Annotated in this window: 23 protein-coding genes, 4 tRNA genes and 1 pseudogene; 18 read left to right on the top strand and 10 right to left on the bottom strand. The window is 65.7% G+C overall.

All coding sequences use genetic code 11. The annotated features are described in order from the left end of the window. The first annotated feature begins 279 nt into the window (after positions 1–279). The 8 genes from ACFZCE_RS25340 to ACFZCE_RS25305 all read left to right on the top strand — a co-directional run bounded on the left by ACFZCE_RS25340 (position 280) and on the right by ACFZCE_RS25305 (position 6,562). On the top strand, positions 280–2,712 hold the full coding sequence (locus ACFZCE_RS25340; RefSeq protein ID WP_390943294.1) for a TonB-dependent siderophore receptor: 2,433 nt from the start codon (positions 280–282) through the stop codon (positions 2,710–2,712). 165 nt (positions 2,713–2,877) lie between these two features. Next, positions 2,878–2,953 (top strand) — tRNA-Glu (locus ACFZCE_RS25335). A gap of 2 nt (positions 2,954–2,955) precedes the next feature. After that, positions 2,956–3,031: transfer RNA gene (locus ACFZCE_RS25330), tRNA-Gly, on the top strand. 100 nt (positions 3,032–3,131) lie between these two features. Next, positions 3,132–3,207 (top strand) — tRNA-Glu (locus ACFZCE_RS25325). A 7-nt stretch (positions 3,208–3,214) separates the two neighbouring features. Next, positions 3,215–3,290, top strand: a tRNA-Gly gene (locus ACFZCE_RS25320). A 111-nt stretch (positions 3,291–3,401) separates the two neighbouring features. Beyond that, positions 3,402–3,950, top strand: coding sequence for an isochorismatase family protein (locus ACFZCE_RS25315; RefSeq protein ID WP_390943293.1), 549 nt, complete (start codon positions 3,402–3,404; stop codon positions 3,948–3,950). Positions 3,951–4,006: 56 nt separating this feature from the next. Continuing rightward, positions 4,007–6,163, top strand: a complete 2,157-nt coding sequence (locus tag ACFZCE_RS25310; protein WP_390943292.1) for a TonB-dependent receptor domain-containing protein — start codon at positions 4,007–4,009, stop codon at positions 6,161–6,163. A 90-nt stretch (positions 6,164–6,253) separates the two neighbouring features. After that, the gene (locus ACFZCE_RS25305) at positions 6,254–6,562 is read left to right on the top strand and encodes a hypothetical protein (RefSeq protein WP_390943291.1); all 309 of its coding nucleotides are present in this window, start codon (positions 6,254–6,256) and stop codon (positions 6,560–6,562) included. Here the strand turns inward: ACFZCE_RS25305 and ACFZCE_RS25300 are convergent. Continuing rightward, a complete protein-coding gene (locus ACFZCE_RS25300; RefSeq protein WP_390943290.1) occupies positions 6,478–7,689 on the bottom strand; it encodes a YeeE/YedE thiosulfate transporter family protein in 1,212 nt (403 codons plus the stop codon). The two genes, ACFZCE_RS25305 and ACFZCE_RS25300, sit on opposite strands and share 85 nt — an antisense overlap. Before the next feature lie 180 nt (positions 7,690–7,869). On the opposite strand from ACFZCE_RS25300, the gene ACFZCE_RS25295 reads away from it, so the two are divergent. After that, positions 7,870–8,262, top strand: coding sequence for a VOC family protein (locus ACFZCE_RS25295; RefSeq protein WP_390943289.1), 393 nt, complete (start codon positions 7,870–7,872; stop codon positions 8,260–8,262). Between the two features lies 1 nt (position 8,263). Here ACFZCE_RS25295 and ACFZCE_RS25290 read toward each other — a convergent pair whose 3' ends face one another. Beyond that, positions 8,264–8,674, bottom strand: coding sequence for a PA2817 family protein (locus ACFZCE_RS25290; protein ID WP_390943288.1), 411 nt, complete (start codon positions 8,672–8,674; stop codon positions 8,264–8,266). 161 nt (positions 8,675–8,835) lie between these two features. On the opposite strand from ACFZCE_RS25290, the gene ACFZCE_RS25285 reads away from it, so the two are divergent. The 4 genes and pseudogenes from ACFZCE_RS25285 to ACFZCE_RS25270 all read left to right on the top strand — a co-directional run bounded on the left by ACFZCE_RS25285 (position 8,836) and on the right by ACFZCE_RS25270 (position 13,336). After that, the gene (locus tag ACFZCE_RS25285; protein ID WP_390943287.1) at positions 8,836–9,567 is read left to right on the top strand and encodes a spermidine synthase; all 732 of its coding nucleotides are present in this window, start codon (positions 8,836–8,838) and stop codon (positions 9,565–9,567) included. Positions 9,568–9,856: 289 nt separating this feature from the next. Further along, positions 9,857–11,570, top strand: a pseudogene (locus ACFZCE_RS25280) (DEAD/DEAH box helicase). Positions 11,571–11,792: 222 nt separating this feature from the next. Beyond that, complete coding sequence (locus ACFZCE_RS25275; RefSeq protein ID WP_390943286.1) at positions 11,793–12,479, top strand: hypothetical protein; 687 nt, start codon at positions 11,793–11,795, stop codon at positions 12,477–12,479. Continuing rightward, entirely contained in the window at positions 12,476–13,336 is an 861-nt protein-coding gene (locus ACFZCE_RS25270) for a hypothetical protein (RefSeq protein WP_390943285.1), read from the top strand. The genes ACFZCE_RS25275 and ACFZCE_RS25270 overlap by 4 nt, the downstream gene beginning before the upstream one ends. A 3-nt stretch (positions 13,337–13,339) precedes the next feature. Here the strand turns inward: ACFZCE_RS25270 and ACFZCE_RS25265 are convergent, their stop codons facing one another. Beyond that, complete coding sequence (locus ACFZCE_RS25265; protein ID WP_390943284.1) at positions 13,340–14,107, bottom strand: DODA-type extradiol aromatic ring-opening family dioxygenase; 768 nt, start codon at positions 14,105–14,107, stop codon at positions 13,340–13,342. A 106-nt stretch (positions 14,108–14,213) separates the two neighbouring features. On the opposite strand from ACFZCE_RS25265, the gene ACFZCE_RS25260 reads away from it, so the two are divergent. Then, positions 14,214–14,870: a thiopurine S-methyltransferase gene (locus ACFZCE_RS25260; protein ID WP_390943283.1), complete on the top strand. Its 657-nt coding sequence runs from the start codon at positions 14,214–14,216 to the stop codon at positions 14,868–14,870. Here the strand turns inward: ACFZCE_RS25260 and ACFZCE_RS25255 are convergent. The 3 genes from ACFZCE_RS25255 to ACFZCE_RS25245 form a co-directional block, all read right to left on the bottom strand. After that, a complete protein-coding gene (locus ACFZCE_RS25255; RefSeq protein WP_390943282.1) occupies positions 14,849–15,538 on the bottom strand; it encodes a DUF2959 family protein in 690 nt (229 codons plus the stop codon). The two genes, ACFZCE_RS25260 and ACFZCE_RS25255, sit on opposite strands and share 22 nt — an antisense overlap. 25 nt (positions 15,539–15,563) lie before the next feature. Then, a complete protein-coding gene (gene htpX / locus ACFZCE_RS25250; protein WP_390943281.1) occupies positions 15,564–16,451 on the bottom strand; it encodes a protease HtpX in 888 nt (295 codons plus the stop codon). A 180-nt stretch (positions 16,452–16,631) separates the two neighbouring features. Next, positions 16,632–17,843, bottom strand: coding sequence for an aminotransferase class I/II-fold pyridoxal phosphate-dependent enzyme (locus tag ACFZCE_RS25245; protein ID WP_390943280.1), 1,212 nt, complete (start codon positions 17,841–17,843; stop codon positions 16,632–16,634). 157 nt (positions 17,844–18,000) lie between these two features. On the opposite strand from ACFZCE_RS25245, the gene msrB reads away from it, so the two are divergent. Then, on the top strand, positions 18,001–18,405 hold the full coding sequence (msrB, locus tag ACFZCE_RS25240; protein ID WP_390943279.1) for a peptide-methionine (R)-S-oxide reductase MsrB: 405 nt from the start codon (positions 18,001–18,003) through the stop codon (positions 18,403–18,405). Then, positions 18,402–18,887: a glutathione peroxidase gene (locus ACFZCE_RS25235; RefSeq protein ID WP_390943278.1), complete on the top strand. Its 486-nt coding sequence runs from the start codon at positions 18,402–18,404 to the stop codon at positions 18,885–18,887. Before msrB ends, ACFZCE_RS25235 begins: the two co-directional genes overlap by 4 nt. 3 nt (positions 18,888–18,890) lie before the next feature. Here ACFZCE_RS25235 and ACFZCE_RS25230 read toward each other — a convergent pair whose 3' ends face one another. Then, complete coding sequence (locus tag ACFZCE_RS25230) at positions 18,891–21,203, bottom strand: response regulator (protein ID WP_390943277.1); 2,313 nt, start codon at positions 21,201–21,203, stop codon at positions 18,891–18,893. 119 nt (positions 21,204–21,322) lie between these two features. Between ACFZCE_RS25230 and ACFZCE_RS25225 the strand changes: the two genes are divergently transcribed. Together ACFZCE_RS25225 and ACFZCE_RS25220 are read left to right on the top strand one after the other, a co-directional pair. Then, the gene (locus tag ACFZCE_RS25225) at positions 21,323–22,213 is read left to right on the top strand and encodes a DUF815 domain-containing protein (protein WP_390943276.1); all 891 of its coding nucleotides are present in this window, start codon (positions 21,323–21,325) and stop codon (positions 22,211–22,213) included. After that, positions 22,210–22,692 carry a GAF domain-containing protein gene (locus ACFZCE_RS25220; RefSeq protein ID WP_390943275.1) on the top strand — a complete coding sequence of 161 codons (483 nt, stop codon included), beginning with the start codon at positions 22,210–22,212 and terminating at the stop codon, positions 22,690–22,692. Before ACFZCE_RS25225 ends, ACFZCE_RS25220 begins: the two co-directional genes overlap by 4 nt. Positions 22,693–22,782: 90 nt before the next feature. Here the strand turns inward: ACFZCE_RS25220 and ACFZCE_RS25215 are convergent, their stop codons facing one another. The 3 genes from ACFZCE_RS25215 to ACFZCE_RS25205 form a co-directional block, all read right to left on the bottom strand. Continuing rightward, a complete protein-coding gene (locus ACFZCE_RS25215) occupies positions 22,783–23,103 on the bottom strand; it encodes a helix-turn-helix domain-containing protein (protein ID WP_390943274.1) in 321 nt (106 codons plus the stop codon). Beyond that, a complete protein-coding gene (locus ACFZCE_RS25210) occupies positions 23,081–23,446 on the bottom strand; it encodes a type II toxin-antitoxin system RelE/ParE family toxin (RefSeq protein ID WP_390943273.1) in 366 nt (121 codons plus the stop codon). Before ACFZCE_RS25210 ends, ACFZCE_RS25215 begins: the two co-directional genes overlap by 23 nt. 151 nt (positions 23,447–23,597) lie before the next feature. Then, complete coding sequence (locus ACFZCE_RS25205) at positions 23,598–24,374, bottom strand: hypothetical protein (protein WP_390943272.1); 777 nt, start codon at positions 24,372–24,374, stop codon at positions 23,598–23,600. Positions 24,375–24,477 lie beyond the last annotated feature (103 nt).

Here is a 24,477-nt window from a genome sequence, read left to right as displayed (position 1 = left end):
GCCGGACCACGGCCTCCCACGGGTTCTTTGTTGCCCCGTAAATCAAGTGCTTACACAAATCTGGTGGGAGGCCGTGGTCCGGCACTCCGGCTGTGCCGGGCGATGGGCCAGTCAGGCCATGCGCTAAGTAAAACCACCTGAAAAAATCAGCGCCTCCCCCCTGATGCAGCACATACTGATCCAAAATATTTTTCACCCGGCACGTGAGGTAACCCCCAAGGTGCTCCGTCTAGCTGTGTATGCGAGTCGTTCGTATTCGAATTAAAGACGGGGAAGCAGATGAAACACAGCATCAAGCCGGCGCTACGTTCGGCACAAGGGTGGTTGGGCGCCAGCGTATTGTTTGCCGGCAGCGCCTTGGCGATGGCGCTGGCCACCGCGCAGTTGGCCCAGGCCGCGGCCAGCGAGAGCGTGCAGTACGCCTTCGCCATCAGCGCCAAACCCTTGCCCCAGGCGCTTGGGGAATTCAGCCGGCTAACGGGCCTGAGCGTGGTCTACACCGTCAGCGTACCGAGCCAGGTGCAAGCCCCGGCGGTGAACGGGCAGATGAGCGCCGACGCTGCGTTGGCGCAACTGCTGGCCGGCTCTGGGCTGACCTTCCGCCACAGCGATGCGCGCACCCTGGTGCTCGAAGCCATCCCCCAGGACGGCACCCTGGCCCTGCCGGCCACGCAGATCACCGGCAGCCTCGACCGTGAAGCCGGCACCAGCTACCAGCCACCGGCGACGTCGTCGATCGCCCGCAGCGGCGCCCGCGTGCAGGACATTCCCCAGTCCATCGTGGTGGTGGCCCGCCAGGTGATCCAAGACCAAGCCCCGCGCAACCTCGACGACGCGCTGAACAACGTCAGCGGCATCACCCAGGGCAACACCCTGGGCAGTACGCAGGATTCGGTGCTCAAGCGCGGCTTTGGCGACAACCGCGACGGCTCGATCATGCAAGACGGCATGCCGCTGGTGCAGGGCCGCGCGCTGAACGCCACCACCGACCGGGTCGAGGTGCTCAAGGGGCCGGCGTCCCTGCTGTATGGCATCCAGGACCCCGGCGGGGTGGTCAACCTGGTCGCCAAGCGCCCCCAGTTGACCCAGTACAACGCCATCACCGCCCGCGGCTCGAGCTACGGCAACGGCAAGAACGGCAGCGGTGGCACCCTCGACACCACTGGCCCCTTGGGTGACAGCGGGCTGGCCTACCGGTTGATCATCGACCACGAAGACGAAGACTACTGGCGCAACTTCGGCACCCACCGCGAAAGCCTGGTGGCGCCGTCGCTGGCCTGGTATGGCGAGAACACCGAGGTGGTCGCCAGCTATCAGCACCGGGAGTTTCTCACCCCGTTCGACCGCGGCACGGCGATCAACCCCGCCACTCATCACCCGCTGGACATCCCCGCCACGCGCCGGCTCGATGAACCCTTCAACAACATGGAAGGCCGCTCGGACCTCTACCAGTTGCAGGTCGACCACCACCTTGGCGATGACTGGAAGGCCCACCTGGGCCTGAGCTACAACCGCGAAACCTATGACGCCAGCCAGGTGCGTACCACGGCGGTGAACGCCAACGGCACCTTGACCCGCAGCATGGACGGCACCCGCGGCGCGCTCACCTACGACCGCTTCAGCACCTTCAGCCTGGAGGGTTCGGAGTCGTTGTTCGGCATGCAGCACGACCTGGTGGTAGGGGTGGATGACGAATACCGCAAAATCTACCGCTCCGACCTGATCCGGCAAACCAGCCTGACCACCTTCAGCTACACCAACCCGGTGTATGGGCAGGAGGTTGAAGGCACTTCCGTGCGCGCCGCCGACAGCGCCCAGACCGATGAGCTGCGCAGCAATTCGCTGTTCCTGCAGGATTCCATCCACCTCAGCGACCACTGGATTTTCGTCGCTGGCGGCCGCTACCAACTGTACGACCAGTACGCCGGCAAGGGCCGCCCGTTCCAGGTCAATACCGACACAAATGGCCAGACCTGGGTACCGCGCGCGGGGCTGGTGTACAAGCTCAACGACCAGTGGTCGTTCTATGGCAGCTACACCGAGTCGTTCAAGCCCAACTCGAGCATCGCCGCGCTGACCGGTAACGTGGTGTTGGACTCGGGCTTCGCCCCGGAGGAGGGCAAGTCCTGGGAGCTGGGCGCCAAGCTCGACATCCCGGGGGCGATCACCGCTACCGTGGCGCTGTACGACATCAAGAAGCGCAACGTGCTGGTGTCTGACACCGTAGGCGGCACCACCCAATACTCTCTCGCTGGGGCGGTACGCTCCCGTGGCCTGGAGGCCGACCTGACCGGCCAGCTCAGCGACCACTGGAGCCTGATCGGCAGCTACGCCTTCACCGACGCCGAAGTGACCGACGACCCCACCTACAAGGGCAACCGCCTGGCCAACGTGGCGCGCAACACCGCCTCGCTGTCGGCGGTGTACGACTTCGGCAGCGTGTTCGGTGGCGACCGCCTGCGGGTCGGCAGCGGCGTTCGGTACGTGGGCAAGCGGGCAGGGGACGCCGGCAATACCTTCAACCTCGACGCTTATACCGTGGCCGACGCCTTCGCCAGCTACGACACCCATATCGAAGGGCATAACGTGAACTTCAAGTTCAACGTAAAGAACCTCTTCGACCGCGTGTACAACCCGTCGTCCGCCAGCACCAACTACGTGGCGGTGGGCGATGCGCGGCAGTTCAGCCTGTCCAGTACGGTCGAGTTCTGAGTGCTTGCCCCGGCCTTGCCCAAGGCCGGGGCGCGCGACGAAGTCATTGATTTAAATAAAATTACAACGAGGGGTTGACGCCCCTCCAAAGCGCCCCTAGAATGCGCGCCACTTGCAACGCAAAGCACATCGCCAAGCGCCGCAAGGAGTGAAAAGTTGTAGCGTGTCCCCTTCGTCTAGTGGCCTAGGACACCGCCCTTTCACGGCGGTAACAGGGGTTCGAGTCCCCTAGGGGACGCCATTGCGGGAATAGCTCAGTTGGTAGAGCACGACCTTGCCAAGGTCGGGGTCGCGAGTTCGAGTCTCGTTTCCCGCTCCAGTTTACGTGCGCATGGCTTCGGCGGTGCGGGTAAAACCTGAAGGTGACTGGCTGTCACTTTCGGAGGCTGAAACGCTCATCGGGTGTTTCGGGGCTTTACGTCCCCTTCGTCTAGTGGCCTAGGACACCGCCCTTTCACGGCGGTAACAGGGGTTCGAGTCCCCTAGGGGACGCCATTACATTGCGGGAATAGCTCAGTTGGTAGAGCACGACCTTGCCAAGGTCGGGGTCGCGAGTTCGAGTCTCGTTTCCCGCTCCAGATTCTCAAAAAAGCCGCCCGGCGAAAGCAGGGCGGCTTTTTTGTTTGCTGTTGGCTCAAGGGCCCTATGCTACCTTCGCCCACCCGCCCCTGGCCCCTGAGCGAACACCCATGCCCACCCTGATCCTCATCGACCTGCAACAAGGCATGCAGGCCCCCAGCCTGCCACCGCGCAACAACCCCCAGGCCGAAACCCACGCCCTGAGATTGCTCAGCGCCTGGCGCGTGGCCGGGCACCCGGTGGTGCATGTGCGGCATATCTCGCGCCAGCCGGGCTCGGTGTTCTGGCCCGGGCAGCCAGGCTGTGAGTTCCAGCCGGCGCTGGCGCCGCTGCCCGGCGAAGCGGTGTTCGAGAAAAACGTACCTTGTGCCTTCGCCACCTCGGGCCTGGAGCGCTGGCTGCGGGTGCGTGGCCAGGCGCAACTGGTGTTCGCCGGGGTGTCGACCAACAACTCGGTCGAAGCCAGCGTGCGCAGCGCCGGCTGCCTGGGCTTCAGCGCCTGGGTGGTGGGCGATGCCTGCTTCACCTTCGACCTGCGCGGCGCCGAAGGCCGCCATTGGCCGGCCGCCGAGGTGCACGCGCAAGCGCTGGCCAACCTCGCCCTGGATTACGCCCAGGTGGTTGGCAGCGCCGAGGCCCTGGCGATGCTGGCACAGTGACCTAGCCGCGGTGGGCGGCTTCCAATCCCGGCACACAGTTCAGGATTGCGTTTCCCATGCCGTATCGCCCGCTTGCCGTTTCGTTCACCTCCGGCCCACGCCGGCCCTGGCCCGCCCTCGGCCTGGCGCTGGCCCTGAGCCCCTTCGCCCAGGCGGCTGAAACCCTGCAACTGGCGCCGCTGGAGGTAGACGGCGCCAACCTGAGCGAGGCCGAGGCGGCCGAAGCCAGGTTGCGCGAAACCCCGGGCGGCACCAACTACATCGACATGGCCAGCACCACTCAGGGCAAGGTCGCCAGCAACGAAGACGTGTTCCGTTACCAGCCTGGGGTGTACGCCAAGGCGGGCAACAACGAGGGCATCAAACTGTCGATTCGTGGCTCGGGCCTGAACCGCGGCCCCGGCGCCCATGCGTCCGGGCTGTACGAGACGATCGACGGCCTGCCGCTGACCGGCCCTGGCGGCACCCCCTACGAGCTCAAGGAGCCGCTGTGGCTGAGCCGGGTGGAGGTGCTGCGCGGCGCCAACGGCTTCGACCGCGGCGCCCTGGCCCTGGGCGGCGCGGTGAACTACGTGACCCACACCGGCTATGATGCCGCGCCCCTGCAACTGCGCTACGAGGCCGGCAGCCACGGCTACGGCAAGCGCGAAATCAGCTCGGGCCAGGTGCTGGGCGCCGCGGACTACTACCTCAGCCTGACCGACACCCACTACGATGGCTACCAAGACCACAGCAGCGGCAGTGGCAAGGGCGTGGCGGCGAACGTCGGCTACCGCTTCAGCCCGCAACTGGAAACCCGGTTTTACTTCCGCTACCGCGAAACCGACAACGACAGCCCTGGCAAGCTCACCCGCGCGCAGATCGAACACAGCCCCCGCCAGGCCAACGCCCTGAACCTGGCGCGCGATTCCAAGCGCCTGGAGCCGGGCTCGACCTGGCTGGCGAACAAAACCACCTACACCTTCGACAGCGGCGACCAACTGGTGGCCGGCCTGGTGTACCACAACTACCCAATGGACCTGCGCGAAGGCACCACCCGGCTGAAGGTGGCCTACACCGACGCCAGCGCCACGCTGGATTACCACCTGCAAGGCACCCTGCTGGGCCACGCCAGCAAAACCACCGTGGGCCTGCGCACCACCCAGGCGATGCCCAACAACGGCACCTCCGAATACGTGCGGGTGCCGGCCGGCAACACCGCCGGCTACGCCCCCGGCACCAAAACCCGCGACTACAGCTACCTCGGCTCGGACAGCGTGCTGCACGTGGGCAACGAGCTGGAGCTGCTGCCGGACCTGTGGCTTACCAGCGGCCTGGCGGCGATCTACACCCGCCGCCAGAGCGACGTGACCTACCCCGCCAGCGGTGGCTCGGTGAGCCAGCATGACTGGGACTACGCCCCGCGCCTGGGCCTGCGCTGGGACCTGAGCGCCGCCACCCAGCTGTACGGCAACCTCAGCCGCTCGGTCGAGCCGCCCCATGCCTGGTCGCTGATCTGGAGTTCGGGCACTTACTTCCCCGCCGGCAGCGGCGCCGCCACCGGGCTGGCGCGCCAGCCGGTGCACCTGGATAACCAGACCGCGACCACCCTTGAAGTGGGCGGCCGCGGCAACGCCTGGTTTGGCCTATGGGACGCCGCCCTGTACCGCTCGGAAGTGCGCCATGAGCTGCTCAGCGTCGAAACCCAGGCCGCCAGTAGCAGCACCTCCCAGGTGGTTGCCGAGGTCAACGCCAGCCCTACCGTGCACCAGGGCATCGAGCTAGGCCTGAACAGCGCGCTCTGGGACGGCGGCGCCGCCGGCAACCTGGCCTTGCGCCAGGCCTACACCTACAGCGACTTCCACTACAAACACGACAGCCGCTTCGGCGACAACCGCCTGCCCGGCATCCCCGAGCACTTCTACCAGGCCGAGTTGCGCTACAGCCTGCCCAGCGGCTGGTACGCCGGGCTGAACACCGAGCATGCCTCGCGGATTGCCGTGGACTACGCCAATTCGTTCTATGCCGCGCCCTACACCTTGTTTGGCGCAACCCTGGGCTACGACGCTCCGGCGGGCGACTGGCAGGGCTGGGTCGACCTGCGCAACCTGAGCAACCGCCATTACGCCGCCACGGTCACCCCGGGCTACGACGACAAAGGCCAGGACGTGGCCCGGTCGACGCCGGGCGAGGGGCGTGGGGTGTATCTGGGCGTGGCCTACCGCTTCAACTAGCCGTGGGCCGATGAGCTGCCTGCCGCGGCGGTGAACGAAACTTCACCGCTGCCAGTCAGAGAGTTGTGTGATAGCAATCTGGTAGCCAAGATGACATCCGACCAAGCTCACCGCTTTTTGAACGCCTGCATCGCCGAGATCACCCGCGCGACGATGCCGTCTTCCTGCCAGGCGTTCTACCGCATGGCCTTGGCGTTGATCCAGGACATGGTTGACTGCGGCCTGGTCGACACCCGCGAAGGCCAGCAACTGCGCGAACGCGCCGCGCGGGCCCAGACCGGCTGGGCACCGCGCGACACCTTCGGCAGCCTGGTTCAGCAGCCGCTGAGCGCGAGCGGGCGCGGCTCGTTGGCGAACAACCACGGCCGCAGCCGCGTTCCCAGCACGTTCCCGGCATAAGCGGCGAGCAGCCACAGCCAGCCGTGCAGGCTGCCCGAGGCGATGCCGCTGAAGTACGCGCCAATGTTGCAGCCATAGGCCAGGCGTGAACCATAGCCCAACAGCAAGCCCCCCAGCACGGCCGCCAGCAGCGAACGCGGCGGGATCTTCAAGCTCGGCGCGAAGCGCCCGGCCAGGCCCGCGGCCAACAGCGCGCCGAGCATGATGCCGACGTCCATCACGCTGGTGACATCCGCCCACACCGGCGCGGCCAGTGCCTTGGCGTTGGCCGGCAGTTGCCAGAACGCCCAACTGGCGACATCCACCCCGCCCGCGCTGAGCACTTTGGCGCCCCACAGCGCGAACGCCGAGGTGATGCCCCATGGGCGCCCGGCCAGGGCCAGGGTGGCGAAGTTCAACAGCGCCAAGGCCACGGCGCCCCACACCAGCGGCCAAGGGCCGCGCAACAGGCGGCGCAGGCCTTGGTGCGCGCTGGCGGCGGGTGCTTCCAGCGCGCCATGGCGGCGCCGTTCCAGGCGCACGCTGGCCCAGGCGATCAGCCCGAACAGCGCCAGGTTCACCAGCACCGCCGGCCACACGCCCAGTACCTTGACGATCGACGTCGCGGGCAGGGCGGGCAGGGCGAACCACCAGTCGGCGTGGTGGGTGGCCACTACCGAACCGACAATAAAGAACAGCAGCGTGATCAGCATGCGCGCGTTACCGCCGCCGACCGTGAACAGCGTGCCCGAGGCGCAGCCGCCGCCCATCTGCATGCCCACGCCAAAGATGAACGCACCGAACAGCACCGACACCCCGGCCGGCGCCACCAGCCCGCTGACCGGTTGGCCGAACAGGCTGCCAGCGCCCAGCGCCGGGAAAAACAACAGCGTGGCCAGCGCCAGCATCACCATTTGCGCGCGCAGGCCAGCGCCGCGGCGCTCGTTGATGAACACGCGCCAGGCCGAGGTAAAGCCGAACGCGGCGTGGTACAGCACCAGGCCCAAGGCCGCGCCCAGTACCAGCAGCAGCACCTGTTTGGCGTTCACGCTGGCGTTGAGGAACAACCCGGCGCCGGCGAGCAGCGCCAGCGCGATCCATGGCGCGGCCGAGCGGCGCCCAGGCGCCGCGGAAACGGAAAGACCCATCGTAGTACTCGGATTTGATCAATAGGGGGCGGGGAGTATAACGCTGAAGCCTTGGCTTGTGGGTTCAGGGCCCCTCGCCCGGCACTCCGGCTATGCCGGGCGAGGGGCCCTGGGCCCTTGCGCAACCCTCCACCGCGTGCGCTGATATCAAGCCACCCCCAACCTCAGCCAGGCCCGCCCATGTTCAGCCACATCATCCTCGGCGCCCGCGACCTCGCCGCGTTGGCCGCCTTTTACGACCCGGTCCTGGCCGCCTTGGGCCTGCAGCGCATGCCCGACGAAGACGACGGCGGCCCCGCTGGGGTGGGCTGGCAACTGCCCGGCCAGCGCCTGCCGCAGTTTTTCGTGCAGTTGCCGTTCAATGGCCAACCGGCCAGTGCCGGCAATGGCACCCAGGTGAGTTTTCTCGCGGCCAGCCGCGAGCAGGTGGATGCGGCCTGGGCTGCGGCGCTCGCCGCCGGCGGCGTGGATGAAGGCGCACCGGGTGTGCGCCCGCGGTACGCCGCCGATTACTACGGCGCGTACTGCCGCGACCCGGAAGGCAACAAGCTGTGCGTGGTGTGCTGGGGCTGACTCAGTGGCGGCTGGCGTCGTCGCCCAGCGCCAGCAGTTGCCGCTCGTGGGCCCAGTCGAACGCTTCGCCGTCTTCCTCGGCCTGGAAGCGGCGTTCATCCAGTTGCTGGAACAGGTCGATCTCTTCGTCGGGCATGAAGTGCAGGCAATCACCGCCGAAGAACCACAGCAGGTCGCGCGGGACCAGGTGGGCGATCTGTGGGTAGCGCTGGATCACCTGGCAGATCAGGTCTTGCCCCAGGTACTGGCTTTCGACGGGGGCTTGCGGCAGCAGCGCCAGCAGTTCGTCGAAACGCTCGAGAAACAGCGCGTGGCTTTCCTCGGGTACTTGCTCGGCCTCGCCGAGGGCCACCAGGATGCCGCGCAGGTGGTTGAGCAGCGCCAGGTGATGGTCGAGGTGCGAAAGGGTCATGGTGGCGTGCTCCTGGTCAAAAAAACGGCCGGGCAGTATAGCAGTTCGCTTCCCGGTACTGGCGCATCGGGCCCTGCCGCGCCACAATCGGCGTTTGCCGTTGACCGTAGGCCGCCCCCGTGCAAACCCCACCGCCACCGCCGGCCCCGCGCCATGAACACATGCTTGCCGAAGTACAGGACGCCTACGGCCTGATCCGCGTGTGGGAGGTCGACGAATACCGCTTTCTGGAATTCGGCGCGGCGGTGGAGCAAAGCTGCACCTTCGTGCCCGACCCCGCCTGGCTGGAATACGACTACACCCGCGCGATGCTGATCGGCGCGCTGTGCCATGCCCAGCCCGACAGCGCGCTGTTTTTGGGCCTGGGCGCCGGCACCCTGACCCAGGCCTGTTTGAAATTCCTGCCGCTCGAAGACGTGGAGTGCATCGAGCTGCGCCCAGACGTACCGCGCCTGGCCATGGAATACCTGGGCCTGGCCGACGACCCGCGCCTTTATATACGTGTAGGCGATGCCCTTGAACTGCTGCCCAGCGCGGAACCGGCGGACCTGATCTTCGTTGACCTGTACAACGATCAGGGCCCGGCGGTGGGGCACCTGGCCTGGAAGTTTCTCGAAGCCTGCCAGCAGCGCCTGCAGCCTGGTGGCTGGCTGGTGATCAACCAGTGGGGCGACGACAGCGGCAAGCCGCTGGGCGCGGCGTTGTTGCGCGGGTTGTATCACCGGCATTACTGGGAGCTGCCGGTCAGCGAGGGCAATGTGATCCTGCTGGTGCCGGCCAGCCTCGAGCAAACCCTCGACCTCGACGGGCTCAAAGCCCGTGCCGAAGCCCTGGCGCCGCGCCTGGGCTATTCGCTGGCGCCGTTGATCGCCTGCCTGCGCCCCGCCAGTTGAGGCCTTGCGCAGGGTGAATGGTTTCAGCCCGAGCCTGCGACATGCTGGCGCGGCTACCGCTCTGTCGTAAAAAACTCTCACCGGCCGTTGCGATTTCGGGTATGATGCGCGCCGGCCCGGGAAGGGTCGCGTTAAGTAGCATTTCCCCGAAGCTCCTTCGGTAGCGCCCGTTTCAACCCGGGCGGTCCTTGACGATTCTATTCATTCAATCGTTTTCGCAAATCCCCGCCACCAAAACTGCCAGGGCGACTCTCATAAAGTCTCAACACGGCATGCGCAGTTTTGGAGCATGGGTCTTTGCGGATGCACCTAGAGGCAGACCCATGACCCAGGAAACCGGCGGCTTCGCCGCTCTCGATCTTCACCCGAGCATCGTCGCTGCAGTTATCGCCACAGGCTATGAAGAGCCTTCGGCGATCCAGCAGCAATCGATCCCGCTCATCCTTGCTGGCCACGACATGATCGGCCAGGCACAGACCGGTACCGGCAAAACCGCCGCCTTCGCACTGCCGGTGCTGCACAAGATCGACCCAAGCAAACGCGAGCCGCAAGCCCTGATCCTGGCGCCAACCCGCGAGTTGGCGCTGCAAGTAGCTACCGCTTTCGAAACCTACGCCAAGCAAATGCCCGGCGTGAACGTCGTCGCCGTTTACGGTGGCGCTCCGATGGGCCCGCAAATCAAGGCCCTGCGCCAAGGCGCGCAAATCATCGTGGCCACCCCAGGCCGCCTGTGCGACCACCTGCGCCGTGACGACAAAGTCCTGGCCACCGTGGGCCACCTGGTGCTGGACGAAGCCGACGAGATGCTCAAGCTCGGCTTCATGGATGACCTCGAAGTCATCTTCAACGCCATGCCCGAGTCGCGCCAGACCGTGCTGTTCTCCGCCACGCTGCCGCCGTCGATCCGCGCGATCGCCGAACGCCACCTGAAAGAGCCCAAGCACGTCAAGATCCAGAGCAAAACCCAGACGGTCGCCGCCATCGAGCAGGCCTACATGCTGGTGCACGCCGACCAGAAGGCCCAGGCCGTACTGCGTTTGCTCGAAGTCGAAGAGTTCGACGCGCTGATCGCCTTCGTGCGCACCAAGCAAGCCACCCTGGACCTCGCCGCCGCGCTGGAAGCCAAGGGCTACAAGGCTGCCGCGCTCAACGGCGACATCGCCCAGAACCAGCGTGAGCGCGTGATCGACTCGCTCAAGGACGGCCGCCTCGACATCGTCGTGGCCACCGACGTCGCTGCCCGTGGCCTCGACGTACCGCGCATCACTCACGTGTTCAACGTTGACATGCCGTACGACCCGGAATCCTACGTGCACCGTATCGGCCGTACCGGCCGTGCCGGCCGCGAAGGCCGTGCGCTGCTGCTGGTAACCCCGCGCGAGCGCCGCATGCTGCAGGTGATCGAGCGTGTGACCGGGCAAAAGGTCAGCGAAGTGCGCCTGCCAGCCCCGCAAGCGGTGCTCGACGCGCGCATCAAGAAGCTCACCAACAGCCTCAAGCCGCTGGTAGCCGACGCTGAAACCACCCACGGCGAGCTGTTCGACCGCCTGACCGCTGACCTGGGCTGCACCCCGCGTGCCCTGGCCGCCGCGCTGCTGCGCAAGGCCACCAACGGCCAGTCGCTGGACCTGGCGAGCGTCGAGCGCGAGCAGCCGCTGGTGCCGACCGGTGCCCCGCGTGAGCGTACCGAGCGTGGTGATCGCCCATCGTCCGCCGGTGGCGAGCGCAGCCACGAGCGCCGTGCTCCGCTGCCGCTGGCCGAAGGCCGTGCGCGCTGCCGCACTGCCCTGGGCGCGCGTGACGGCATCGCCGCGAAAAACCTGCTGGGCGCCATCCTCAACGAAGGTGGCCTGGCCCGTGACGCGATCGGCCGCATCCAGGTGCGCGAGAGCTTCAGCCTGGTCGAGCTGCCAGAAGACGGCCTCGACCGCCTGCTGACCAAGCTCAAGGACACCCGCGTCGCTGGCAAGCAGTTGAAGCTGCGCCGGTACCGCGAAGACTGATCCTCGCGTAGCCACACCCGACCGCCGCCTGGGAAACCTCGCGGCGGTTTTTTTGTGCCTGGGTTTTGTGGCCCTGAAATTCTCCGCTGAACTAAAATTGACGCTGGCATTTTGACATTGCATTGGTTAGCCTTACGCCCTGTATCAAGGACGGTACGCAACAGGGGAGCCCTGCGGCCGAGCCTTGTGCCCGGGTTAACCTTTTTGAATGGAAACTGCACCATGCTTCGTCGCGTAGTTGGATTGTTCGCCATGGCCGCCTTGGCCGTACTCACCGGTTGTGCCCATGTGCAAAAACCGGTCGACCTCGACCCGCAGTTCTGGGCCGACACCCACCCGGTGATCGGCGTGGCCATGGGCCCGGTGCCGCCACCCCGGCTGGCGCTGACCGGTAACCAGGGCCTGCTCGACCTGGCCATCAACACCGCCGTGAACAACAAGCTCAGCCAGTCGGTGGCCGGCTGGAGCAACGATGACTTCAAAAGCCTGCCCGAAGCGCTGGCCGCCAAGCTGCGCGCCAAAGGCTACACGGTCAAGGTGATCGAAGAGCCCATCGACCTGACCCAGTTCAAGGAAACCAAATTCCGCGAAGGTTACCTCGAGCGCGACGTGACCACCCTCAAGGCCCGCTACGGCATCGACCGCTTGCTGTTCGTCGGCATCAACAGCACCGGCGCCTACCGCAGCTACTACAGCGTGGTGCCCACCAGCGTGCCCACGCCCAGCGTCGGCGGCGCCGGCCTGTTGATCGACGCCCAGGACAACCGGCTGGTCTGGTACAAGCCATTCAACGTCGCCCAGCCGGCCCAGGGCGAGTGGGACCAACCCGGCTACGCCAACCTCTCCAACGCCTATTACCAGGCGGTAGATGGCAGCCGCCAGCAGGTACTGGCGCCGTTCTCGCCATGAAGCCCTGGTTCGCCTTGCCCCTGCTGTTGGCCCTGGGCGCCTGTGCCCAGGCGCCGGCCAGCCCGCCCCATGTGCGCGACCAAAGCGCCGCCCAGTACCTGGCCCAGCATGGTGCCCGGCTGGAGGTGACGCTGCCGGCCGGGCCGTGGGTCGATGCCGCGGCCTATGTGGACCCAAAGCAGGCCCGCGCCGCGCAACTGAGCACCGAACAAACCGCCAACAACCTGCGCGGCAACGGCCTGCTCGGTGCGGTGATCACCCGCGCGGTAGACGCCCAATCCGGGCTCGGCGGCCTGCAACGGCGGGCCGGCGCCGCGGCGCTGGCCGATGCCCGGCCACTGGCGGCGCTGCTCGACAGCCAGCCGGCAGACACCCGTTTTACCGCGCTGTACAACCAGGCGGCGCGCCTGGCGGGGCTGCCGGCGGGCAGCGGCCAGGTGACCGCGCGGCTGTTGATCACCCCCCACGTCACGCTCAGCGCCGATCGCGGCCATTTGACCTTGCGCACTGACCTGCGCCTGGAAGACATCGCCGGTGGGGTGCTGTACGCCGCGCGCATCGAAGCCACCAGCGCCTCGTTGCGTGGCTGCGGCAATGATTGCGTGGATGCCGGCGGCCTGGAGCCGGCGCGGGTTGACCAGGCCCTGCAAGCCTGCGCCGAGCAGGCGCTGGCCCTGGCCATGGTCGACCTGCAAGGCGGCCCGGCCAGCCCAGAGCGCACCTTGCGTTACAGCCTCGACGGTTGGCGTGAGGTCGAACGTGGCCGGCTGCTGCCCACTGCCCCGGGTTACCTGCGCTACCAGGCCCTGGATGGCACCCTGAAGGTCAGCCCCGCGGTGCTCGAGGCCGGCCTCTAGCCTTCAACCAAACCGGTAGATGTCCATCCCCAGCGCCCCCAGGGTGAAGCCCTGGTGGGCGACCTGGAAGGCGCCGCCGGCACCGTGGGCGAAGTACAGCGGCAGCAGGTGCTCATCGCTGGGGTGGTTGCGCACGGCGTGGGGCGCGCGCTGGCGGTAGTCGAACAACGCCTCGCTGGCCTCGGCGCGCAACTGCTCGACCATCCAGTCGCGAAACGCTTCGGCCCAGGCGCTGCCTTCTTCGCCGCGGCTGTGCCAGTCGAGTTCGCGCAGGTTGTGGGTGATGCTGCCCGAACCGACCAGCAAAATGCCTTCCTCGCGCAGCCCGGCCAGGGCCTGGCCCACCGCGTGCTGCAGGCGTGGGCCGTGGGCACTGGGCAGCGATACCTGCACGATAGGGATGTCGGCCGCCGGGTACATCAGGCTCATCGGCACCCAGGCGCCGTGGTCGAATGGCCGGGCGGGGTCCAGCGTGGCCGGCAGGCCGGCGGCGCTCAAGCGCTCGGCCACCTGGGCAGCGAGGCCCGGCGCGCCGGGGGCGGGGTATTGCACCGCGAACAGCGCCGGCGGGAAGCCGCCGAAGTCGTGCCAGGTTTCCGGTTGGGCGCCACTGGCCACCAACAGGCCGCGGCTTTCCCAGTGGGCCGACACCAGCACGATCGCTTTCGGCCGCGGCAACTCGGCAGCCAGCCGCGCCAGGGCGGGGCCGCTGGCCCCGGGCTCGAGGGCCAACATGGGGGAGCCATGGGAAATGAACAGGCTCGGAAGCATGATTGCAAAGTCCTGATACGTTTAAGATGCTTCATCTTCCGGCAGGCGGGCCGTTCTCATCCAACGGTATTTTTCGAGCCTGATGATCTAATTTCCTGAGGTATTCATGGACGCGAACTTCTGGCTCGAGCGCTGGCAGCGCCAACAGATCGGTTTTCATGCGCACAAACCCAACGTGGCGCTGGCCCGTTACTGGCCGGCCATGGCCCGGGCCGGCTCGCGGGTGCTGGTGCCGTTGTGCGGCAAAAGCCTCGACATGGCCTGGTTGGCCGCACGCGGGCACTGGGTGGTGGGGGTAGAGCTGTCGCCGCTGGCGGTGGAGGCGTTTTTTGCCGAGCAGGGCCTACCCTATGAGGTCGAAGCCCGTGGCCAGCACCAGGTGTACCGCAGCGGCGCGATTGAAATCTGGCAAGGCGACCTGTTCGCCCTGAGCGCCGAAGACATCGGCCCTTGCACCGCGCTGTACGACCGCGCCGCGTTGATCGCCCTGCCGCCAGAGCTGCGCGCGGCCTACGTGGCCCACTTGGGCCAGTTGTTGCCCGAGGGCAGCCTGGGCTTGCTGGTGGCGCTGGAGTACCCCCAGCACAAGCTCGGCGGCCCGCCGTTTTCAGTGCTGGCCGAGGAGGTTGAGCAACTGTACGCGCCGCACTGGCGCGTGCAGCCGCTGGAAACCATCGACGCGCTGCACAAAGCCGCGCCGCGCTTCCACCAGGCCGGCGTGGAGCGTTTGGTCGAAACCGTTTATGGGCTCTGCAAGCGTTGAATCAGCCCGCCGGCGCCGTCGATGGAGCGCTGCATGTCGAGCAGCAGCGGCGCCACGGTGCCGCTCACGGTGCTGTAGCCCTGCTGCAGGTTGCCCACCGTCTGGGCATTCATGTGGTGCTTGTAGAACAGTAGCTGGTCGTTCAGCGCGCCCAGCGCCGGCAGTACGCGGCTTTCGGCGGCGCGCATGTTCTGCATCAGCTCGGCGTACTGCTCGCGGGTTTGCGCCAGCTCCTGGGCACTGGCGGCCTTCAGCGAAGGGGTTTGGTAATCGGCCAGCTCATCGTCCCATTCCTCGAACATCGCCTCGGCAACCTGCTGCACCTGATCGACCCGCGGCTTCACCGCGGCGGCGGCCTTTTCACTGGCGGCGTAGTCGCGTTGCAGGTCGGCGTAGCGTTGCTCGGCATCACCCCCCTGGGCATCGAGGGCCTGGCGGTAATGCTCCAGCGCCCGGTTGAACTGGTAGCGCGCCTTGATCTGCGCGCTGCGGGCATCCTCGACCCGGTGGGCGAGGATCTCCCGTTTGGGAATGCCGGCTTTTTCCATCATCGACAGGTACGGGCTTTGGCAGCCGGCGAGCAGCAGGGCGGTGAGCAGCAACAGGTAGCGCATGGGGTGGCCTTGTTCGAAAACCTGCCCGTTGGACAACAAAAAAGGGCAACCCATCGGTTGCCCCTTCCTGTTTTTACCCTTAGCCGCGGCGGCGCAGGGCTTCGATGCGTTCTTCCAGCGGCGGGTGGCTCATCAGCAGCCCGGCCAGGCCGTGCTTGAGGCCGCCGTTGATGCCGAAGGCGCGGAAGGTGTCGGGCATGTGCACCGGCAGGCCCTGTTCGGCGCGCAGGCGCTGCAGGGCGCCGATCATCGCGGCGCTGCCGGCCAGTTGCGCGCCGGCTTCGTCGGCGCGGTACTCGCGGCGGCGCGAGAACCACATCACGATGATGCTGGCGAGGATGCCCAGCACGATCTCGGCGAAGATGGTCGCGATGAAGTAAGCGATGCCCTGGCCTTCTTCGTTCTTGAAGATCACCTTGTCGACGAAATTGCCGATGATCCGCGCGAAGAACATCACGAAGGTGTTGACCACCCCCTGCACCAGCGCCAGGGTGACCATGTCGCCGTTGGCGACGTGGCCGATCTCGTGGGCCAGCACCGCGCGCACCTCATCGGGCGAGAAGCGCTCGAGCAGGCCCTGGCTGACCGCGACCAGGGCGTCGTTGCGGTTCCAGCCGGTGGCGAAGGCGTTGGCCTCGTAGGCCGGGAAAATGCCCACCTCGGGCATTTTGATGCCGGCCTCGCGCGACAATTGCTCGACCGTTTGCAGCAGCCACTGTTCGTGGCGGGTACGCGGCTGGGTGATGATCTGGGTGCCGGTGCTCATCTTCGCCATCCACTTGGAGATGAACAGCGAGAACAGTGAGCCGGCGAAGCCGAAGACGGCGCAGAAAACCAGAAGCTGGCTGAGGTTGAGGTCAACCCCGTTGGCGGCCATGAAGCCGTTGAAGCCGAACAGGCTCAGGGTGATGCTGGCGATGAGCACGACCGCGAGGTTGGTGGCCACGAACAGCAGAATGCGCATCATGGTGTGAAAGTACTCCTGACGGATAAGGATGAAGCGTAGTGGGTATATAAGGTTGCCGAGGAGGGGATTCAACCAAGGTACTATTTCAAACTATGTCGTGGGAAATTTCCTACAGCCGCCCCAGGGAGTGAAGCCCTTGATCCATAAGGATTACAAGGGCTTTGCCGAGGCTGGGCGGTCTTACTGGCGATAGCCTTTCAGGAAGTTGCCGATGCGCCCGATGGCCGCTTCAAGGTCGTCGACGCGGGGCAGGGTGACCACCCGGAAGTGATCCGGCCAAGGCCAGTTGAAGGCCGTACCCTGGACCACCAGCAGCCGCTCGGACAGCAACAGGTCGAGCACGAATTTCTCGTCGTTGGCGATCGGGCAGACCTTCGGGTCGATCCGCGGGAACGCGTACAGGGCGCCCATCGGCTTGACGCACGACACCCCGGGGATGTCGTTGAGCAGTTCCCAGGCGCGGTTGCGCTGCTCGAGCAGGCGGCCCGGCGGCAGTACCAGGTCGTTGATGCTCTGGTAACCGCCCAGGGCGGTCTGGATGGCGTGCTGCGACGGCACGTTGGCGCACAGGCGCATGTTCGCCAGGATGTCGATGCCTTCGATGTAGCTCTGCGCCTGGTGCTTGGGCCCGGAAATGATCAGCCAGCCGGAACGGAAGCCCGCCACCCGGTAGCTTTTCGACAAGCCGTTGAAGGTCAGGCACAGCAGGTCGGGGGCCAGCGCCGCGGTGCTGATGTGCACGGCTTCGTCGTAGAGGATCTTGTCGTAGATTTCGTCGGAGAACACCACCAGGTTGTGCTGGCGGGCGATTTCGAGCATGCCCAGCAGCACTTCACGGGAATACACCGCGCCGGTGGGGTTGTTCGGGTTGATGATCACCATCGCCTTGGTGTTCGGGGTGATCTTCGCCTTGATGTCGGCCAGGTCAGGCGCCCAGCCGGCCTGTTCGTCGCACAGGTAGTGCACGGCGTTGCCGCCGGCCAGGCTGACCGAGGCTGTCCATAGCGGGTAGTCCGGTGCCGGGATGAGTACTTCGTCACCGTTGTTGAGCAGGGCCTGCATCGACATCACGATCAGCTCGGACACACCGTTGCCCAGGTAGATGTCTTCGATGCCGACGCCGGCGATGTCTTTTTGCTGGCAGTACTGCATCACTGCCTTGCGCGCGCTGAACAGGCCCTTGGAGTCGCTGTAGCCCTGGGCGGTGGGCAGGTTGCGGATCACGTCCTGGAGGATTTCTTCCGGTGCCTCGAAGCCGAACGGCGCCGGGTTGCCGATGTTCAGCTTGAGGATGCGGTGGCCTTCTTCTTCCAGGCGCTTGGCGTGCTTGAGCACCGGGCCGCGGATGTCATAGCAGACGTTGGCGAGCTTGTTCGATTTGCTGAACTGCATGGTGGGATCCTGGAAAGACGAAGGCGCCCCGTTAAAGAGGGTTTGAACCGCAAGGGCGCGGGTGACAGACTGACGCACTGTTACGGCGCAATCATACGTGCCGGCCGATTCACCGAAAAGACACAGTGGGGCGTTTTTCCACTGCCGAGGTGTAACCATGCCCAAGATCGACAAAACCCTGGACGAATGGCGCGCCATGCTCGACCCAGAGCAGTACCGTGTGTGCCGCCTGGCCGGCACCGAGCGGCCGTTCTCCGGCAAGTACAACGCCACCAAGACCGACGGCGTTTACCACTGCATCTGCTGTAACGTCGAGTTGTTCGACTCGCGCGCCAAGTTCGACTCCGGCTGCGGCTGGCCGAGCTTCTACGAGCCGATCGCCGAAAACGCCATGGTCGAGATCCGCGACACCAGCCACGGGATGATCCGCACCGAGGTGCGCTGCAGCCAATGCGACGCCCACCTTGGCCACGTGTTCCCCGATGGCCCGCCGCCCACTGGGCTGCGCTATTGCATCAACTCGGTGTGCCTTGACCTGGTCGCGCGGGGCGAGCCAGCATGACGCTCGACCCGATGAACGTGCCGTGCATCCTGATGAACGGCCAGCGCACCACCCTCGGGGACTTCGACGCCCGCGCGCTGCTGGTGGTCAACACCGCCAGCCAGTGTGGCTTCACCCCGCAGTACAAGGCACTCGAACAGCTGTGGCAAACCTATGGCTCGCGCGGGCTGGTGGTGCTGGGGTTTCCCTGCAACCAGTTCGGCCACCAGGAGCCGGCGGACGACCGCGCCATCGCGCAGTTCTGCGACACCACCTTTGGCGTGAGCTTCCCGTTGTTTCGCAAGGTCGAGGTCAACGGCGACCAGGCCCACCGCCTGTTCGTTGCGCTCAAGGCGGCGGCGCCGGGGCTGCTCGGCAGCCAGAAGATCAAGTGGAACTTCACCAAGTTCCTGATCGACGTCAACGGCCGCCGGGTGCGCCGCTTCGCGCCCTTCACCAAGCCGCACAAGCTGGCCGGCGAGATCGAGCGCCTGCTCGGTTAACCCTCAGGCGTGGGGCACCCACTGGTCGATCAACGCGACCAGTTCCTCGCGGCGAAACGGCTTGGCCAGGTAATCGTTCATGCCGGCGGCGCGGCAGCGGTCGCGCTCTTCCGGCATGGCATTGGCGGTCAAAGCCACGATCGGCAGGTCGGGCCAGCGGCCGCTTTGGCGGATCCGCCGGCTGGCCTCGTAGCCGTCCATCACGGGCATGTTGCAGTCCATCAACACCAGGTCGAAGGGGCCGATTTCCAGTTCGGTGAGGGCCTCGGCGCCGTGGGCGGCTACCGTCACCTCACAGCCGAGCTTGCCGAGCATGCCGCGCGCCACCAATTGGTTGACCGGGTTGTCTTCGACCAACAGGATGCGCGCCCGCCGTTCGGCGCGGGCCGGTTGCGGCTGGCTGGCGCCGGGGCCGGGCGCTTCCTGGCCGAGGGTGCGCCGCAGCACCTGCTGCAACGCCTCGCGGGCCAGCGGCCGGGCCAGTTGCTGCAAGGCGCCGAGGCGCAGTGCCTGGTCGCTGGGCAGGAAGTTGCCGTAGGCGGTCACCAGCAGGATCGGCACCTGGGTGCCCGGGCGCAAGCGGAACAGGCACGGCGGGGTGTCGGTGATCAGCATGTCGGCGGCCAGCTCGGTGAAGGCGTCGTCCGGCTCGCGCCGCTGGTACTCCAGGCCCCAGGCCGGCAGCAGGCTTTCAAGCAGTTCGGCCAGGCCACTGCTGGCATTGCTGATACCGACGATGCGCCCGCGCAGCGCCGGTGCCTGCGCCGCCGGGGTGTGGGTGGGCAGCGGCAGGTTGGCGGTGAACTGGCTGCCAAAGCCCGGCTCGGAGCTGATCGACAGCCGCCCTTGCATGGCTTCGCAGAGGTTGTTGGTCAGCGCCAGGCCCAGCCCGGTGCCGCCGAATTGCCGGGTGATGCCGGCGCCGGCCTGGGTGAAGGGCTTGAAAATCCGCGCCTGGGCTTCTTTGGGGATGCCAATGCCGGTGTCGCGCACCTCGATGCTGACGCTGCTGCTGACTGCCGTGAGGCGCACGTCGACGCGGCCGAAGCGGGTGAACTTCAGCGCGTTGGACAGCAAATTGCTGACGATCTGCCGCACCCGGGTGGGGTCGCCCAGTACCAGTTGGGGGAAGCCTGGGGCGATCAGGCAGGTCAGCTCAACGTTCGGCGCGGCGTTCTGCGACAGCAGGTTGGCGGTGTCTTCCACCAACGTGCCGAGGTCGAACGGGATGCGCTCGAGCTCCAGTTGGCCGGCGTCGAACTTGGACAAATCGAGAATATCGTTGAGCAGCTCGACCAGCACCTTGCCCGAGTCGTGGGCGATAGACAGCTGCTGGCGCTGCTCGGCGGCCAGCGGCGCGTCCATGGCCAGGGCGATCATGCCCAGCAGGCCGTTGAGCGGGGTGCGGATCTCGTGGCTCATGTTGGCCAGGAACGCCGCCCGCGCCTGGGCCATTTCCATCGCGGTGCGCCGCGCGGCCTCGAGCTCTTCGTTGGACTGGCTCAGGCGCACGTTGCTTGCCTTGAGTTCGGTGGTGCGCGCCGAGACGATGTTTTCCAACTCGCCGAGGTAGTCGGTGAGGCGGTTTTCCGCGGCGCGGCGCTGCTGGATTTCCATCGCCATGCTAACGAACTGCTGGTTGGCGACCTTGATCAGCACGCCGATTTCATCACGCTCATGGCCGGCGGGGTAGGGCAGGCGGTTGGGCACCGCGTTGTGCGGGTCGCTTTCGGCCAGGGTGCGCACCACCCGCACCAGCGGCTTGGTGAGCATGTAGTAGAAGATCACCAGCAGGATCGCGGTCAGCACCAGCGCGCGCAGGAACCCGCTGATCAGGGTGATCCCGGCGCGCTCGAGAAACCGCGTGCCGATCGCCGCGGTATCGACCCGCACGGTCAGGGTGCCGAGGGTTTCGCCGGCCATGTGGTTCAGGTACAGGCGGTCGGTGAACACCAGGTTGGTGCCGAACAGCGCGTCGGTGAGTACCCGGTAGCGGCTGGCCGGGCGCTGGCGGTCGACGCTGGCCAGCACCTGGTTGTCGTTGTCGACCAAGGTCGCGCCGATCACCGATTCGGAGCGCAGCAGGCCGCGGGCGAGTTCTTCAGCGAGTTCGCCGTCGATGTTGTAGGCAATGCGCGAGGCGGGGTTATGGGTGATGTCGAGCAGCGAGCCGACTTGGCGGTTGATGGCTTCGGTGACACTGGCATAATCCAGGGCGATCTGGGCAAAGCTGAGCAAGGTGCCAATGACCAGGCCCACCACGACGGTCATGCGGGCTTGTTTGTACGACAAGCGGTGGGTGAACTTGATATCCATGGATACTGCGCCGGTTCCCTGATGTTTAACGTTACGGCGTTCCGGTAATCGACTCTCGGCCGTGGCGCGCGTTCACGTAATCGGCCACTTTTACTCTTTAACTGCCCCGAGGTGAAGACGTGGACCCTCGCTTGACCCTGTTTCTCGACCGTGCCGAAGCCTTGATGGCCCGGCTAGAGCCGTTGCTGCCCGCCGCCCGGCCGCCAATCGACTGGGCCACTACCCTCGCCGCGCGCTGGCGCCGCGACGCGGTGGGTGGTTACCTGCAGCCGCTGAATGTCAGCCATGACATCCGCCTCGGCGACCTGATCGGCGTGGACCGCCAGCGCGACCTGCTCGGCCGCAACACCCGCCAGTTCCTCGATGGCCTGCCGGCCAACCATGCGTTGATGTGGGGCGCGCGCGGCACCGGTAAATCGTCGCTGGTGCGCGCGCTGCTGGCCGAATACGCTGGCGCCGGCCTGCGCCTGGTGGAAATCGAACGCGATCACCTGGCCGACTTGCCCAGAGTAGTCGAACAACTGCAGGGCCTGCCCCAGGCTTTTGTGTTGTTTTGTGATGATTTGTCGTTCGAGCACGGCGAGGGTGACTACCGGGTGCTCAAGAGCGTCCTTGACGGGTCGCTGGAGCAGGCACCGGCCAACGTGCTGCTGTATGCCACCTCCAACCGCCGCCACCTGGTGCCGGAGAAGCAAAGCGACAACGAACATTGGCAACGCGTCGACGGCGAGCTGCACCCCAGCGAGGCGGTCGAAGACAAGATCGCGTTGTCTGACCGCTTTGGCCTGTGGCTGTCGTTCTACCCCTTCAGCCAAGAGCACTACCTGAATGTGGTGCGCCACTGGGTGGCGCAACTGGCCGCGCAGGCTGGGTTGGCGCTGGCGGCAGACGCGGAGCTGGACATCAACGCGATCCGCTGGGCCACCGCCCGCGGCAACCGCAACGGCCGCTGTGCCTATCAATTCGCCCGCCACTGGCTGGGCCTGAAGCTTTTGGAGAACCACCCATGATCGACCTCGACGCTGCCGGCGATGGCCTGGCCGGCTACCCGCTGCTGCTGGCACAACTGCAGGCGCTGCTGGCGGGCGAACGCGATTTCATCGCCAACGCCGCGCAGTTTTCGGCGTTCCTGTTCAGCGAACTGCCCGAGCTGAACTGGGCTGGGTTTTACCTGAACCGCGATGAGCAACTGCTGCTGGGCCCGTTCCAGGGCAAGGTCGCCTGCGTGCGCATCCCGTTCAGCAAGGGCGTGTGCGGCGCCGCGGCGCGTACCCGGCAAACCCAGCGGGTGGAAGACGTCCACGCCTTCCCCGGGCACATTGCCTGCGACAGCGCGTCGAACAGTGAACTGGTGGTACCGCTGGTCAAGGCCGGCCGCCTGATCGGCGTGCTCGACCTCGACAGCCCGCGGGTGGGGCGCTTCAGCGAAGCGGACCAGGCCGGGATCGAGGCGCTGGTGGCGGTGTTTCTGGAGGGGACTGACTGCTAGGGCGCTTCGCTTGGCGGGGCTGGAAGGCCGGACCACGGCCTTTCATGGTCCAAGTTTCGGCTAAAGGGCCAACAGGGGTTGTAGCCCTGCTCAGGCGAGGATCTCGATGCCATGTTTCTGTACGATCTGGAGCAATTTGAGCGCCATTCCACTTGGCCGTTTGTCTCCTGCCTCCCATTGCTTGATCGTCGAGGCACTGGTGTTGAGGTACTTGGCGAATACGGGCTGGCTCACATGGTTGGCCTGCCTGAGGCGTTTGATATCCGCCGGCTCAATGTGGGTGGGTACGCAGGCCAGGCACGACTCGTCGAAATCGCGCAGGGTGGCTTTGTCGATCGCACCTATTTCGAACAGGGCGCTGGCAGACTGATGGATAGATTCCAACGCCTCACTTTTGAATTGCTTCGCCATTACAAATCTCCATGAACGCTTGGGTATCTATCAGGGCCTTGATGTGATCCTGATTGAGCCTTGCATAGGCTAGGGCCAGTTTCTTGAACTCGACCAGCTCCTTTTGAGAGATGTTGGCTTGGTCGCTCTTCGCGAAGAGAAACTGGTATACCCAGTGCTGGCCAGCCTTCGCAAGGATAATAGAGCGATGCAGGTTTGTATTGAGGCGCTTCTTCCATACCCCTCCGCCCAGGTTCACTCCGCGCCCCTTGAACACATCCTGGATGGCCTCACATAACTCCGCATCGCTGATGCTTGCTTTACGGGACGCGACGGCGAATGACTTGGTTTTGAAAACTCGCATGGATAGGGCTCTTTCCTTCAAACCAAGAGCCTACCACTAGGTGGTACCTTAACCGCTGTCTGCTTTGTAACATGGCAAGGCAGCGTGCGCTACCGAACGGTATTCCAATACGCCTGGCAAAGGCGCATCAACGGGGCTTGCCAGCCGCTACTCAGTCATAAATCGCGCGTTTCTTCCACTCCGCCTTCTCTTCGGCGGTTTCCTCGGCCAGCCCCTCGGTGAGCGCGCTGGCGTCGTCCTGGTGGTGGCGGATGTTGTTCATCACCATGTCGTTGGCCCGCGCCAGGAGTTTTTCCAGGTACAGCAACTGCTCGTTGTACACCGACGGCTCGGGTTGTTTCTTCAGGTACTGCACACCGCGCTCGAAGGCCAGCCGCGCATGGCCCGGCTCGCCTTCCTGGAAGGCCTGCTGGCCAAGGTTATTGAAGAATTCGATGTGCAGCAGCACCAGCACATGGCGGATCTGGCCGACCCAGTGGCGTGATTCGCCCGGGCCGAGCATGCCTTCCTGAGTGGCGCGGATCAGTTGGTGGTGGATCACCTCCAACTGGTAGCTCACCTGCTTGGCGCGTTCTTCGGTCTGGATCGGGTTGGGCGCGTTGCTCACTTCCAGCTCATCGCCCTGGGCTACCAGCGCTTCAAGCTCCGGCACCCGTTCCTTCAGCGCCGGGTTGCTTTTGTCCAGCGGCAGCAGCTTTTTGCACATGTGCAGCTCGAGGCGGTACAGCAGCAGCTTCAAGTCCGGGGCCATCAGTTGGCCGGGGAAGGTCTCGGTGATGTCCGCCAGGCGGCGCAGGCGGTCGGCCAGTTCGTGGCGGGTGCGGGTGCGCGTGACCTTGTTGGCTTCCACCACGTTATTGAGGAAGCCGATCGCGATCAGAATGGCTGCACCTGCGATGATGAGCAGGGTGATCATCATGGGTGTCACGGTAGTTGCCTCGTCCTGTTCAATTCAGTGTAGTGCCTGGGCCGAGGGTGAAGTTCAACGCCTGCCGGGCAGCTTGGCCAAGGGCCATTATGCTCGCGGCGCA

The organism is Pseudomonas sp. NPDC007930, from assembly GCF_042958985.1.
Lineage (GTDB): Bacteria > Pseudomonadota > Gammaproteobacteria > Pseudomonadales > Pseudomonadaceae > Aquipseudomonas.
The sequence above is the reverse complement of the archived record's forward strand: the minus strand, read 5'-3'. Positions and strand labels throughout refer to the sequence as shown.